General features: G+C 38.2%; 12 protein-coding genes. 7 read left to right on the forward strand and 5 right to left on the reverse strand.

What is annotated here, in order from left to right:
* Positions 1-110, forward strand: a 110-nt coding sequence (locus ACKLNX_RS00660; protein ID WP_412970873.1) for an IS3 family transposase, incomplete at its 5' end; no start/stop codon positions are given.
* A gap of 74 nt (positions 111-184) precedes the next feature.
* Here the strand turns inward: ACKLNX_RS00660 and fabA are convergent.
* The gene (fabA, locus tag ACKLNX_RS00665; protein WP_411694671.1) at positions 185-703 is read right to left on the reverse strand and encodes a bifunctional 3-hydroxydecanoyl-ACP dehydratase/trans-2-decenoyl-ACP isomerase; all 519 of its coding nucleotides are present in this window, start codon (positions 701-703) and stop codon (positions 185-187) included.
* Between the two features lie 145 nt (positions 704-848).
* Between fabA and ACKLNX_RS00670 the strand changes: the two genes are divergently transcribed.
* From ACKLNX_RS00670 to ACKLNX_RS00685, 4 genes are all read left to right on the forward strand, one after another.
* The gene (locus ACKLNX_RS00670) at positions 849-1,160 is read left to right on the forward strand and encodes a hypothetical protein (RefSeq protein ID WP_411694670.1); all 312 of its coding nucleotides are present in this window, start codon (positions 849-851) and stop codon (positions 1,158-1,160) included.
* A gap of 126 nt (positions 1,161-1,286) precedes the next feature.
* The gene (locus ACKLNX_RS00675; protein ID WP_412970859.1) at positions 1,287-2,732 is read left to right on the forward strand and encodes a cryptochrome/photolyase family protein; all 1,446 of its coding nucleotides are present in this window, start codon (positions 1,287-1,289) and stop codon (positions 2,730-2,732) included.
* Positions 2,729-4,267, forward strand: a complete 1,539-nt coding sequence (locus ACKLNX_RS00680) for a cryptochrome/photolyase family protein (RefSeq protein WP_412970860.1) — start codon at positions 2,729-2,731, stop codon at positions 4,265-4,267. Before ACKLNX_RS00675 ends, ACKLNX_RS00680 begins: the two co-directional genes overlap by 4 nt.
* Positions 4,254-4,415, forward strand: a complete 162-nt coding sequence (locus ACKLNX_RS00685; protein WP_411694667.1) for a DUF2256 domain-containing protein — start codon at positions 4,254-4,256, stop codon at positions 4,413-4,415. The genes ACKLNX_RS00680 and ACKLNX_RS00685 overlap by 14 nt, the downstream gene beginning before the upstream one ends.
* Here the strand turns inward: ACKLNX_RS00685 and ACKLNX_RS00690 are convergent.
* Positions 4,398-5,141, reverse strand: coding sequence for a DUF3307 domain-containing protein (locus ACKLNX_RS00690; RefSeq protein ID WP_412970861.1), 744 nt, complete (start codon positions 5,139-5,141; stop codon positions 4,398-4,400). The genes ACKLNX_RS00685 and ACKLNX_RS00690 overlap by 18 nt on opposite strands.
* On the reverse strand, positions 5,138-5,788 hold the full coding sequence (locus ACKLNX_RS00695; RefSeq protein WP_411694665.1) for a hypothetical protein: 651 nt from the start codon (positions 5,786-5,788) through the stop codon (positions 5,138-5,140). The genes ACKLNX_RS00690 and ACKLNX_RS00695 overlap by 4 nt, the downstream gene beginning before the upstream one ends.
* A gap of 279 nt (positions 5,789-6,067) precedes the next feature.
* On the opposite strand from ACKLNX_RS00695, the gene ACKLNX_RS00700 reads away from it, so the two are divergent.
* Positions 6,068-8,218: a prolyl oligopeptidase family serine peptidase gene (locus tag ACKLNX_RS00700; protein WP_412970862.1), complete on the forward strand. Its 2,151-nt coding sequence runs from the start codon at positions 6,068-6,070 to the stop codon at positions 8,216-8,218.
* Between the two features lie 137 nt (positions 8,219-8,355).
* Here ACKLNX_RS00700 and ACKLNX_RS00705 read toward each other — a convergent pair whose 3' ends face one another.
* On the reverse strand, positions 8,356-9,228 hold the full coding sequence (locus ACKLNX_RS00705; RefSeq protein ID WP_412970863.1) for an NAD(P)-dependent oxidoreductase: 873 nt from the start codon (positions 9,226-9,228) through the stop codon (positions 8,356-8,358).
* A 419-nt stretch (positions 9,229-9,647) separates the two neighbouring features.
* Here ACKLNX_RS00705 and ACKLNX_RS00710 point away from each other — a divergent pair, with 419 nt between their 5' ends.
* Positions 9,648-11,777, forward strand: coding sequence for a putative bifunctional diguanylate cyclase/phosphodiesterase (locus ACKLNX_RS00710; RefSeq protein WP_412970864.1), 2,130 nt, complete (start codon positions 9,648-9,650; stop codon positions 11,775-11,777).
* 1,956 nt (positions 11,778-13,733) lie between these two features.
* On the opposite strand, the gene ACKLNX_RS00715 is transcribed toward ACKLNX_RS00710, so the two are convergent.
* Positions 13,734-14,147, reverse strand: a complete 414-nt coding sequence (locus ACKLNX_RS00715) for a Mov34/MPN/PAD-1 family protein (RefSeq protein WP_412970865.1) — start codon at positions 14,145-14,147, stop codon at positions 13,734-13,736.
* Positions 14,148-14,170 lie beyond the last annotated feature (23 nt).

Raw genomic sequence — 14,170 nt, forward strand, 5'->3', positions numbered from 1 at the left:
TTGAAAACATCAAACAATACATTGATTATTACAACAACGAACGCATTAAGCTAAAACTAAAAGGCCTGAGTCCGACACAATATCGAAATCAGGCCTTGGTCGCCGCTTAGAAATGAGTCCAACTTAATGGGGTCACTTCAACATAAGTTGGGCTTTTTGCTTATATAAATAATCAATTAAATAATTAAAAGGCGCTAGTATCTTGGAACAAGCCGACTTTCAAATCCTTCGCAACGTAAATGACTTTACCGTCGACAGAAACAGTGCCATCAGCTAGGCCCATAAACAAACGGCGTTTAACTACGCGTTTAAGGTTAATTTCATAAGTTACTTTTTTCGCTGTTGGTAATATTTGGCCAGTAAATTTAACCTCACCAACACCAAGAGCTCGTCCTTTACCTGGTCCACCTGACCAACCAAGGAAGAAACCCACCAATTGCCACATCGCATCTAAGCCCAAGCAACCAGGCATCACAGGGTCGCCAGGGAAGTGGCAGTCAAAAAACCACAAATCCGGCGTAATATCTAATTCAGCAATGATATGTCCCTTGTCGTATTCGCCACCTTCTTCAGTGATCTTTACGATTCGGTCCATCATTAACATATTTGGTGCGGGAAGTTGACTGTTACCAGGCCCGAACATTTCGCCTGTACTGCACTTTAATAGGTCATCTTTATTAAACTCTGATTTTTTATTTGTCATATCACACACTAGTTTTCCATAAGAGTGTGTAATTTAGCGAACACTTGTACGCTAAACAACTCCGAACAGTTAATTTTGCTAAAAAAAGTCTCTTTTTTGCAGTACACTGGCAAAACTGAATGTTTTTAAAGCAAATATTGTACAAATGAAAAATCCAAAAAAGTCAGCTAATGCTGAAAAGCAGAAACGATTTCGTGAAAAGCAAAAGTCCTTAGGTAAAAAGTTAATTCGGGGCTACGTCACACCGGCTGCGATGGAAAACTATAAAGAAATCGTGGAAAAAACGGGCTGGACAGATAGTGACGTACTCTCCAACTCGTTACGCATAACTTACGCAGCCTATAAAAATGGACAAATAAGATTACTTAACCAATGGTTGAAGGAACAAGACCAGAAAAAGCGAGCCATGTTGCTAAAAAAAGCTGAAGAAGCCAAAAAGAATGAAACGGGCGAATAATTAGCCTGAAAAAGAAGTATTTAAGATTATGATCTGTTTCCTCTCAATATTTGTTTAAATGTCTTATGCTTAAAATCATGTAAGCGATATTCATTATTGTCACCATCAATTGAAAGGAATTATAAATTGAGTACTACGCCGGCTAAAAATATTATTGTATGGTTCAGACAAGACTTACGCATTAGCGACAATCCCGCACTCACGCTAGCTGCTGACAATGGCAACATTATCCCCGTATTTATCCTCGATGATGACACACCTGAAAATGCAAAACTCGGTGGAGCAAGCAAATGGTGGCTTCATCACTCTCTGTTGTCTTTAAACGAGTCACTTAATGGCAAATTAATCATCAGACGTGGTAGTTCTTTAAATATTTTAAAGGACCTAGTGAAAGAACACTCAGCTGACACTGTGATATGGAACCGACTCTACGAACCTTGGCACAGAGAAAGAGATGAATCGATTAAGAACGAGTTAAAAAAAGCGGGGATCGGCGCTAAAAGCTTAAATGGCTCATTGTTATGGGAGCCTATGTCTGTATTAAAGAAAGACGAAACGCCCTATAAGGTATTCACACCGTATTATAGAAAAGGCTGTTTAACGAGGCAGGCGCCAAGATTTCCATTATCAAAACCAGCGCAAATCAATTTTGTGGATAATGTGGAATTTTCTACAGCAGACTTAGAAAAGCTGGAATTGTTACCTGAAATTCAGTGGTATAAAGACATCGAAGCTCAGTGGCATCCTGGAGAGCGCGGCGCTGCTGACAGGTTGCAGCGTTTTATTAACGAAGCAGCAACGAGTTATCAGGATGCTAGAAACTTACCGGCAGTGAAGGGCACGTCACTGTTGTCGCCTCATCTTCACTTTGGCGAAATATCTCCTAATCAAGCTTGGTATGCTATTCATGGTGCCTTCGAAAATGTGTTTGATAATAAAGACTTGGACGTGTACTTAAGTGAGTTAGGTTGGCGCGAGTTTAGTTATTACTTGTTATTTCACTGGCCTGAAATTCCTCATAAGAATTTTAACGCGAAGTTCGATCATTTCTCATGGCGTAGTAGCCCTGAGGATCTCAAATCGTGGCAATTAGGTAAAACTGGCGTTCCGATTATAGACGCTGGGATGCGTGAGTTGTATCAGACAGGTTATATGCACAACCGGGTAAGAATGGTGGTGGGTTCATTTTTAGTGAAGAACCTTTTAATAGATTGGCGCCAAGGAGAGCGTTGGTTTTGGGATACTTTGTTAGATGCTGATATGGCAAGTAACTCAGCCAGTTGGCAGTGGGTAGCAGGCTCTGGTGCCGATGCTTCGCCGTACTTCAGAGTATTTAATCCTATTTTGCAAGGTGAGAAATTTGATAAAGAAGGCGAATACGTCAAGCAGTATTGCCCAGAGCTAAGCAGGCTTCCAAAAAAATTCATACATAAACCATGGGAAGCGCCAGAGGATATTCTTAAAGCTTGTGGAATCGAGTTGGGGAAAGACTATCCAAAGCCCATCGTTGATTTGAAAGTTTCACGCCAACGCGCTTTAGATGCTTTCGCTCGCTTGAAGGACTTCGTATGACTAAGCTGGTTGTTCTACTAGGTGATCAACTGAATCTTGAGATGAGTTCACTAGCCAACTATAATAAAGAGTCAGACAGAGTTTTATTGGCAGAAGTCAAAGAAGAAGCGAGTTACGTAAAGCACCATAAGAAAAAAATCGCTTTTGTCTTTAGTGCAATGCGCCATTTCTCTCAAGAGTTGGATAAACAAGGCTATAAGCCTATTTACATAAAATACAATGATGAAAACAATAAAGGTTCGCTGTTTGAACAAGTTAAAGAGTCATGTAGCAAACAGGAATTTAGCTCTATCGTCATTTCACATCCCGGTGAATACCGCTTACTTGAAGAAGTAAAATCTTGGCAAGACAAGTTAGATATACCCGTCAATATTTTAGAAGATAATCGCTTCATTGCGTCTCAAGATTATTTCGCAAAATGGGCAGGGGATCGCAAACAATATCGGATGGAGTTTTTCTATCGCGAATTGCGTAAAAAAACTGGTGTACTTATGGACGACAAGGAACCGAAGGGTGGAAAATGGAATTACGACGCTGATAATCGCAAAGCGTTTGGCAAAAGTCCTAACATTCCCGATCCTAGTCAATTCAAACCAGACAAAACAACGGAAGAGGTATTAGCACTTGTTGAAGAGTCTTTTTCATCGCACTTTGGTGTACTTGATCACTTTCATTATGCTGTCGATAGAGAAGGGGCTTTAGCAGTACTCAATGAGTTCGTCGAAACTCGCCTGCATGATTTCGGTCAGTACCAGGACGCCATGTTAGAAGGGAACCCTTGGTTATTCCACTCCCATATCGGATTGTATTTGAATGTTGGGCTTCTGATGCCAGAAGAGGTTATTAAAGTTGCGGAAGAAGCTTACCTAAACGGGGATGTTCCAATTAATTCCGCAGAAGGCTTTATAAGGCAAATACTTGGCTGGCGTGAGTATGTGAGAGGTTTTTACTGGTATTTCATGCCTGAGTTAAAAGAAAAGAACTACCTTAATGCCAAAAGAAAGTTACCAGAACTCTATTGGACTGGCGAAACGCGAATGAATTGCTTGTCACAGTGTGTTCAAGACACAAAAGAGCATGCCTACGCTCACCATATTCAACGCTTGATGGTATTGGGTAACTTTGCATTACTCACAGGCGTCTCTCCAAAAGAGTTGAACGAGTGGTATCTGCTGGTTTATGCGGATGCTTATGAGTGGGTAGAAATGCCGAATGTTAGTAGCATGGTTTTGTTTGCAGATGGCGGCAAACTTGCTAGTAAGCCATACGCTGCTAGTGGTTCATATATAAATAAAATGTCGAACTACTGCCAGAATTGCGAATATAGCGTGAAAGAAAAAACCGGACCGCAAGCTTGTCCATTCAATTACTTATATTGGCATTTTCTCTACCGGCATCAGAAGACATTTAGCAACAACCCAAGAATGGGCATGATATATAGCACCATGTCTAAAATGGACCAAACAAGGTTTGGGCACATGTTAGAGGATGCTGATACATTTCTTCTGAATTTGGAGAACAATGAAGAAGTCTGAGCTACCTAGTAAGGTTTGCCCGGTCTGCGGGCTACCTTTCAACTGGCGGAAAAAGTGGAAATTAAATTGGGAAGAAGTAAAGTATTGCTCAAAGCGTTGCGCTTCGAGAAAAGGTGAAATTAAAGACCGCCTAAAGCACGGTCAATAAATAATCAGCCAGCTTGCCCACAGCAATACCAAAACTAAAGCTAAATAATGTGCCAAGCATAATATATTCCGTTAGCTTTCGATCACTTTGCCTTCTCATATCTCCAAATCTAAAAACGCTTTTAGCTGCTAATAAGAAGCCAACGCCAGCAAATTGATCAAGTAAAATAAAACTGGCGATTAACCCTCGTTCGAAATAGCCGATTGATTCACCGGCGGATGCCAAACCTTCATTCGCTTTCTCAGACTCATTGAATTGTTCAGTGTATTTTGTCAACGAGAGGGTAATAAGCAAAGATACAGGCTTACAAAGAAAAAGATATGCACCAAGCAACATAAGCGTTTTGGCATCGAAGAATGCTTGCAGATCTGCAAGCACATTTTGAAACTTCACTTCGTTCAACCACAGTGTCACTGCAACGATAAACAGAATATGTGCGACTTGATCAATTAAGAAATACTTGAGTACAAACTGCCTGTAAGTTTTCCAAATATCAATTAAGTAATGGCTTGAAATAATAATTAATAAGGCAAGTAATGCCTTATAATCCAATGCCACGCCACTGAGTAGTATCGCAGCACTGGTAAGCGCTAAATGCACAAGCATGTGCTTAAACAGGCCAATTGAGCGCTCTTTATTTTCGACTTTACACATTATCCACGTGTATTTTTGCAAATAAAAATCAGCAATAAAATGGGCAACTAACAGAAAGAAAAAAAGCTTCATTGTGTTTTTCCTAAACAAATTTCTTGATAGCCTAGCAAGTAAGCTTTAACTAATTCAGCGCCACTGCGTTTTAGGTGAGTAGCAACATTCTGACGTGTCATTTTCATATGATCAGCAATAACTTGCTGCTCAGGGAAATCAAAATCAATGTAATAATACAAAACTTCTGATTGCTTTTCGGTTAGCCCATTAAGAAGATGACGCAAGAACAGTGTGGACACAGAAAGGTCGGTAGAAGAGAAATCCTCTCCAAAACTTAAAAGCATGTCGCCTCTTGAAGCGTCATCCAAGGCTCGTCCAGATAGTATAAAGGCTTCACCTAAAGAACTACTGATACTGTTTGTTCTTGACTCTACTTCGCCAAGCGCGAGTGATTGTGTCAGTTTAACAGCGCTGCATTCGATCCCAGATTGTAAAAATAAGCGCAGCGACAATGCAGAGCTCATAGCCTCATCTATGTTTTGATAAAGTACTTGAAAACTATCACCTCTGAATATCTCAAACTTACATTCATACTTTTCTTCATGAGCCTCTAGCCGGTTTTTCAGTGTTGTCATGACTTTTGTATAATCTGCAGAGCTTAACTTGGTTGAATGCACTATGTCAGCAGTCAAAACAGCATATTGTTTAGGTTTACTGTTTACCAAAATAACTCCTATATTAGTTTTAGTTTTAATTAAGAAAAAGCATACTAGCAAACAAATACGCTTGCAAGCGTAAAGAGCAAACAAATATATTTGCTTTATGTTTGATGCTTTCGTGTATTTAGTTTGTTGAGGGGGCAACTTGCTTTTACTACTAAGTAATATTCCATTGAAGTTAGAATGACTTATACGTATCGTATGCTCACAAAATAAATTTGAATTTTTTAGTTTCGAATAAGATTAGTAAAAACGGAACAAGAAAAAGCAAAAGGAATATACAAAATGAAAAAAAGTTTATTAACACTGTTTGTCACAACGACATTCCTATTTTCATGCTCAGATAACAAAGTGACAGAGCAAAATGCAGATGAGTCTGCTCAGGGTTCTGAGCTAGCTTCATCTCAAGAGATCGCGCCTTTATGGCTAGAAGAGGTTGAGGGCAAACAAGCTCTATCTAAAGTTAATGAGTGGAATAAAACGACTTTAGACAAGCTAATGAGTGACAAGCGCTATGAACAGTATAAAAAAGATGCATTGGATATAGTGAATGCCACAGACAAAATCGCCTATGGTAACTACTACAACGGCTATGTTTATAACTATTGGCAAAGTGCAGACCAAGTACGAGGTGTTTTAAGACGTACCTCCTTAGAAGAGTACGAAAGTGACAACACCAACTGGGAAACTGTTTTCGACCTCGATAAGCTCGCAGAAGAAGCCGGTAAAAATTGGGTCTATAAAGGATTGACTTGCCACGATACTTTACATGATATGTGTATGGTTTTTCTTTCTGATGGCGGCAAAGATGCAACAGAGGCGAGAGAATGGAGCCATAAGACGAAGTCTTTCGTCGAAGACGGTTTCTATATTCCTGAAGCAAAAAGCGACATTTCTTGGTTTGATAAAGATACGCTGCTGGTTGGCACTGATTGGGGGCAGGGCAGCTTGACTGAGAGTGGTTACCCATACATAGCCAAGTTGTTGAAGCGTGGACAAAGCTTAAACGAAGCTAAAGAAATATTTAGAGGTGAGCCTACAGATGTATCTGCGGGTGCATTCCTTATGGAAATTGATGATACCAATAAAGTTTTAATGGCTTATCGTTCCACTAGCTTTTTCTCAAGAGAATACTTTTGGCTAAAAGATGACAATACTAGACAAAAACTACCCATTCCCGAGAAAAGCAATCCTGCTGGCATTTTTAAAGGCCAATTGCTAATTAGCTTAAAAGATAATTGGCAACCGGAAGGCTTATCTGAAACGTTCACGAACGGTAGTTTAATGTCATTTGATTTAAATGAATGGATGGCGTCAAACAAAGTCACAAACGCTAAAGTTGTGTTTGAACCGAGTGCAAAACAGACACTTTCTAGATCATCTATTACCAAATCAAAAGTACTGCTTACGATTTCTGAAAATGTGGTTGGTAACGTTTTTGCATATGACTATGACGGAAACTGGACATCCACAAAATTAGCGCTACCCGAAAGTGGCACTGTAGCCGTCAGATCAGCGAATGACGATACTGATATTGTGTTCATTAATCAGGAGAGTTTTGTATCACCAGATACTTTGTTTAAAGTAGACTTGGAGTCTAATTCGATAAGTGTTGCAAAATCATCACCTAATCGCTTCGACTCTGCAGACCTTGTTGTTGAACAGTTTCAAGCAACATCAAAAGATGGCGTCAAAGTGCCTTATTTTGTGATCCGCAAAAAAGACATTCCTTACGATGGCTCAAATCCTACCTTGCTTTACGCATATGGCGGCTTTCAAGTTTCTTTAACTCCGAGCTATTCGGGTGTTCGTGGAAAGTTGTGGCTAGAGCAAGGCGGTGTTTATGTTTTAGCGAATATAAGAGGTGGAGGTGAATTTGGCCCTAAATGGCATCAAGCTGGCTTAAAAACTAACCGCCAAGTGATATACAACGATATGATTTCAGTTGCTGAATCTCTCATAGAAAAGAAAATCACATCTGCTAGACGATTGGGTATTATGGGCGGCTCCAATGGTGGCTTGCTGATGGGCGTAATGTACAACCAACGTCCAGATTTATGGAACGCAGTTGTGTGCCAAGTGCCTTTGCTTGATATGCTTAGATACCATAAGTTACTCGCAGGAGCATCATGGGTGGGCGAGTACGGCAGTCCTGACATCCCAGAAGAAAGAGCATTTCTTGAGACTATTTCGCCATTACATAATATTGATGAAAATGCTGAATACCCACCGATTTTCTTTGTGACATCGACTAAGGATGATCGAGTTCACCCGGCTCATGCCCGCAAGATGGCGTATGCCTTGGAAAAAATTGGTCACAAGTTTGAATATTATGAAAACATTGATGGTGGACACTCAGCGTCAGCCAATTTAGAAGAAGTAGCTAAAAGAAGCGCACTAGAATTTACATTCTTAAGTCAGCAATTGATAGACTAGGGGAGCCACTCACTCTTTCTATCTATGAGAAACAAGCCCTGTTAAAATGAATTGCCTCCTAAAGTGATAGGTTAAACTTTAGGGGCAAGTTCGTAATAAAGACAGGGCTTTTTTATGACTAAAATTCAATATACGATCTATTTATTTAACAGCGTAATTAGGCTCGAAGTATCAGATCGGCCACCGCCATTTGATTGAACCTGACCATAGAATTGATCGACAAGAGCTGTAATCGGCAAGTTAGCGCCATTATTCTTAGCTTCATCAAGCACTATTCCTAAGTCTTTTCTCATCCAGTCAACGGCGAATCCAAAATCAAATTGTCCTTTTGCCATAGTGCTAGATCTATTTTCCATTTGCCAAGATTGAGCAGCACCTTTTGAAATAACACTCATTACTTCATTTGTATCTAGTCCCGCTTTACCTGCAAAATGGATTGCTTCTGATAGGCCCTGGACGATGCCTGCGATACATATTTGATTGACCATTTTGGTTAACTGACCGCTGCCACTAGCACCCATCAATTGATGTTTTTGTGAATAACAGTCAAGCAATGAAATAACTGCTTGATACGTATCACTCTCACCACCCAGCATCACCGTTAACTTTCCGTTCTCAGCACCTGCCTGACCGCCTGACACGGGTGCATCCAAAAATTGTATATCTAAATCTTTGGCTGCATTAAAAAGCTCTTGCGCTAGCTCCGCTGATGTTGTCGTATGGTCGATTAAAATATCTCCAGGTGACATACCCGCAAAAACACCATCTTCACCATAAACAACCGACCTTACATCTTGATCGTTACCAACACAAAGTAACACCACTTTAGCATTCTTTGCGGCTTGCTTCGGGCTGACTTCCATTGAGCCGGCTGGAAACTCACTTATCCAACTATTTGCTTTTGCTGAGTTTCGGTTGTAGACGGTAGTATTAAAACCAGCTTGAGAAAGGTGTCCTGCCATGGGGTAACCCATTGCACCCAATCCGATAAATGCGACATTCATACTCATTTTAGATCCTTGGTAAACAGCGGAAGTATCCACTTTATTTCTGATTTCTATATTATTAGTCTAACACTTGTTTATAAGCGACTGAATTTCAAACTGTAAACATTAAATAATTACTACAATATAAATAATTACAGGAGGGCAAGCAACGCAGGCTTCATACCCATTTGTTTTTTGTTTTACAGATGCACTCTTGCTGTTTAGAGTATTCGTATAGTATCGATTATTTAAGCGTTTTTCAGGTTTTTGAATGTGATATAAACATGAGTCACAAGTTTTATACCCAAGAATAAATACACCTTCGTTAAAACCCCCATAAACTCGTTACTAAACCGTATAATTGTGTCCTTAATTTTTGCTAGGTGCTAGGTCTTTAGTTTTTTAAATAAATGCCTTGAAGTGCCCTAACATCAGGACTATGCGTGTTTTCAGACTTCAATATAAGAACTACTTTCATCATATTTGTAGCGACTTTGCTATTAATCGGCGCTCACAAATATGGCTTAATGAACACGAGTTTGGACTTGACCGACGGTACTCATCCGACAATTGTGACAGTAATCGTCGAAGGTAGTGCGACCAATAGTGCTTTTGAAAATAAAATTGCCGATGTTAGTAAACAAGATATAAATGCTACAAACACACCCATCCCGTTCGCGGGTAAGTGTACCAAGACAACGGATGATGACAACTATTCGCTTTGTGGCTTAAGTATCGCTATTGGAGCTGGCGCATCTGCAAATATGGTTAACTTAAGCAAAGGGTACGATCTTAGTGTTTTTGATGCCCTAGAACTCAAGCTCGCTTATGAATCCCCAGTCGAAAACAACCGTATTAAAGTATCTTTGCGTAATTACAATAATGCATATTCAAAACCGAATGACTTCGTTTCATTAAAATTCAACTCTATAACTTTTGCACCTTCTGTTGAAGAAAAGACCTTATTCATTCCATTTAATACTTTTCAAGTTGAAGATTGGTGGATAAAAGACAAAAACATAAGCTTTGAAAATGCACAGGTCGAGCTAAATAACGTCGCATTTATCGAGATACTTACAGACCAAATGAATGAAGTAGGGGACTACAAATTCAAAGTTGAAAAGCTCGTTTTTCACGGCCAGCTGATAAACGAGTTACAGCTATTTCAAGCTATTTGTTTAGCGTGGCTAATTGCCATTATCATCTTAGTTGTGCGTCAAGCTAGGCATTTAAAAATAATATCAAACACAGATGCATTAACAGGCTTGTTAAACAGAAGAGGCATAACAGATTGGTCCTATAAAAAAGGTAGGAATCTACAAAACAGACGAAAAGGCTATCTATTCTATTTTGATATTGATGGATTCAAAAAGGTAAATGATACGCATGGACACGCTGTTGGCGATAGTCTTCTTATAGAAATAGGCAGGATTGTTGAAGAGGTTGTCATAACGCAGCCGAAACATCTAAACAACGTTGGAATATCAAGGCTAGCTGGCGATGAGTTTGTGCTAATTATTAGTAGGATCAGTCATAACGCGGCTAACAAACTAGCGAATAAAATATTCGACAGGTTTCTTGCGCCAATCGTTATTGATAATCGGCTATTAAAAACTGGTTTGAGTATGGGGATTACAGCTTTTGACCCTAATAAAGATGATTTTGAGGATATACTATCAAGAGCCGACTCAGCTATGTATTGTGCCAAAAAAGACCACACAATTAACTTCAGATTCTTTGATGAACATGTACGAGACATCATTTATCTTCGAAAGAAGATTGCAGAAGACATCAGAAAAGCAGTAGATAATAATCAGTTTTCAATGGCTTACATGCCAATATTTAGAGCCTACGATTTGTATATTCATAAAGTTGAAGTGCTACTAAGATGCAACTCTCAAGACCTTGAAGGCATTGGTCCAGAGCAATTCATACCCATTGCTGAAGAGTTTGGTGTGATTCAAAATATTGATCTAATGGTCATCGAAACCACTTTTAAACATATGTATCTAAACAAAAGTATTTTTGAAAATACAGGAACAGTTGTCTGTATTAACATCTCCGCGAAAGAGCTTAATAATGTGAATTTCACTGATTCTTTAGCAGAATTAATCAAAGACTATCGAATAAACCCGAAACAAATAGAGTTGGAAATTACAGAAACAAGCCTAATCGAAATAGACGAACAAAGTATTGAAATACTTAACAAGATAAGAAAAATGGGCTTAAGTTTAGCGCTCGATGACTTCGGCACTGGATATACAGCGTTTTCACAGATCGTAAATTATCCAATTGATTGCCTTAAAATTGATAAGTCATTTATAGACGATTTGAACTCGACGAACGAAGTGAAGAAAACATTAGTCAAATCGATACTAGCAATCGCCAAATCTTTTAACTTAGAAACCGTTGCTGAAGGGATCGAAAAAGAAGAACAGTTTAAAATACTTAAAGAACTGGGATGTGATTCAATCCAAGGCTATTTGCTTTCCAAACCGATTTCGTGGTTACACTTTAAAACTTTGCTAGAAGACCAAGATGCCCATGGCAAGATAATCAGTATCGCTAATTAAATTGTTATAAACGAAGCTAACATCGAAAACATTTTATTATTCACAATTAATTACGTTCAATAATCCACATTAATTAACTCACAATAATTACATCGCTTAGATTTAATTAAAATCGGTAATCAAGGTGATAACTCAGTTTTATTCACGTAGAAGCGCGTTCGAAAAGACCTAATATAAACGTCAAACAGATAATCTGTTCGTACTAGAGGACTTATCCACTAATTGGGATAATTATACACAATAGCGCATAATGTATATTATGTTAAATTAACTATAAACACACAAAGTTATTCACAGCCTTCTCGGACAACCTTCTATTTTGGGTACATTCCTCCATCTAAATCGGTTTCATTCCTTGTAATATGGGTACACCCTTCTCAGTAAATTAAAGTTTTCAAAAGATGAATAGTTATGCAGTTGTTTGCGGCAAGTAAAATGCTTGCTACAATTCTTTGTGTGCTCATCCCTTATATCTTGTTTCAAACATAAAATGCTATTGATTGTAGATGCTGTTTTCAATTAAGTGAGAAATGACTTTTAGACGTTAGTTTTTTTGGAGGTACAATAATTCATGACTGCTATGGAAAGATCAATGAGAGCAAAAGCAAAAGCCTACAAGAGAAACGGGTTACTTTTGCAAATGGAAAAAAATGCAAAACGAATTAGAACTGAGATTGTCGAGGCATCAAGAAAGGCTCGTACTAACTAACATATCTTTTTGGTTTTTAGCGATCATGGTGGTTCGTAAAAATCTTTGTCCCGGTATCATTACCCTTATTCTTTTTGAAGAAAGATACCGATATAAGATAAATTAACTGCTGTTATTGCTAAGCATATATGTAAACATTTCGTCTACAGTATAGACTTGCTCATCAGTCGGTATTTTAGTTTGAAGTTCACGTTGCTGTCGCGTCATTGTTGATTTACCTTAATAAAATGCCGTTTCGCCGTATAGCGAATAGTTCTGATTTAGATCTTTAACATTTTGAACTTAATGTGCGTCAGTTGTACTCAAATTATTTGCATGTTCCGTAGTAGATTGGTTTTTATTAAATCAGTTTTGAAAATTATTATACTTCCATGTTCTGATAGATGCGTTAGTTTGATTACCAAGGGAATGTGTCGGTCAAATTACCGAGCGTCTTTGTCGCATTTAAGGTAACAATTAGTATTATCCTCTTCAATAAATGCGTAAATATCTACTTTAAAGTATGAGTTGATTAGACGTTTTTATATTATTGAATTAATCAAAATACTAAAGGTAACCAATGTATGGCTGAACTACCGTTTAGGACACTGATTTCCAATGTTTTCATCTAAGCAACTAATTTATATATAGAAATTATTTAATTTCACTATTTTCAGCTAGCGTTACCGTTACTATTATCGCCTGATGGAATATCATTAGTATTACGAAGCCCTCGGGCCTATCATTATGCAATTTAGGTTTCATCCAACAAAGTGCCGTTTTGGCGTGTTGCTGGGTTTAAGTTGAATGGGAATTTTGGTTGATGATGTGTGTTAGTTTTCACGACATTGGTGTTGCAATTTGGGGATATCGTCAAACTCGACTACAGTTCGATTTACATTGTTCATTTCAACCGTTCTAGAAATGTTTTCAACTCATAGATACTGAAACTTTCTATATCCCCTTTGGCTAAATACCGAGCTTGAGCTGGCGTAACGCCAAGTACTTTTGCGGTATTCTTTATAGGTTTATTAAAATCTAATAAGTTATGGATCTCAATCGTGGCATCAGAAAGCTCTTAATCGATGGCAGCTTGATTTGAAGTCACTGGTGTGACATCGAAAATGTTTTCACAGTCTAATTTCATAGGCAATCGTAAATTTATAACATAAATAAGTCTACACCAAGTCAATTAAGTTGGACATTATCAGCTATGAAATGAAAGTTTAGTCAATTCGCAATAATAACTATTATTACGAATTAATGAGTTAGCTGTAAGGGATACATTGGACTAACTTTTTTCCATCAGTGAGGCCAATATAGCTTTTAGAGAAGTCTTTATCTTTGCTAATTATAAGCATAATAATATAATTCAAATGATGTTGAGATGACTGATAAATATTATTGATGGTTTTTATGTCTTTACAAGACGGCTGAGGATTTAGCTGTGAGTGAGAGTGCCAATCGCCTATATAGTAAAGCCCTTTTAGAAAACATTCATTTATTAACTTTTGGGATGTAAGCTTGTTGTGTTTAAATCTATTCACGGTTCTAATATCTTGCCTGGTTGGCGGAGTTGCCATGTCTATAAATATATTATTGCTGTCAAGTTTATTTGAAAAAAGTAGTCCTCCGGATTCTTTTTTACACCCAGTTTGTCGATATTTAGATAAAATACTCATGACTTCCTTTTCAAATGTAATAG

The organism is Glaciecola sp. MF2-115 (assembly GCF_047250385.1).
Classification (GTDB): Bacteria; Pseudomonadota; Gammaproteobacteria; order Enterobacterales; family Alteromonadaceae; genus Glaciecola.

Excerpts from the sequence above, each read along its gene's own strand:
- ACKLNX_RS00715 (WP_412970865.1), bottom strand. The coding sequence starts at position 14,147 with ATGAGTATTTTATCTAAATATCGACAAACTGGGTGTAAAAAAGAATCC.
- fabA (WP_411694671.1), bottom strand. The coding sequence starts at position 703 with ATGACAAATAAAAAATCAGAGTTTAATAAAGATGACCTATTAAAGTGC.
- ACKLNX_RS00690 (WP_412970861.1), bottom strand. The coding sequence starts at position 5,141 with ATGAAGCTTTTTTTCTTTCTGTTAGTTGCCCATTTTATTGCTGATTTT.
- ACKLNX_RS00685 (WP_411694667.1), top strand. The coding sequence starts at position 4,254 with ATGAAGAAGTCTGAGCTACCTAGTAAGGTTTGCCCGGTCTGCGGGCTA.
- ACKLNX_RS00680 (WP_412970860.1), top strand. The coding sequence starts at position 2,729 with ATGACTAAGCTGGTTGTTCTACTAGGTGATCAACTGAATCTTGAGATG.
- ACKLNX_RS00700 (WP_412970862.1), top strand. The coding sequence starts at position 6,068 with ATGAAAAAAAGTTTATTAACACTGTTTGTCACAACGACATTCCTATTT.
- ACKLNX_RS00705 (WP_412970863.1), bottom strand. The coding sequence starts at position 9,228 with ATGAGTATGAATGTCGCATTTATCGGATTGGGTGCAATGGGTTACCCC.
- ACKLNX_RS00670 (WP_411694670.1), top strand. The coding sequence starts at position 849 with ATGAAAAATCCAAAAAAGTCAGCTAATGCTGAAAAGCAGAAACGATTT.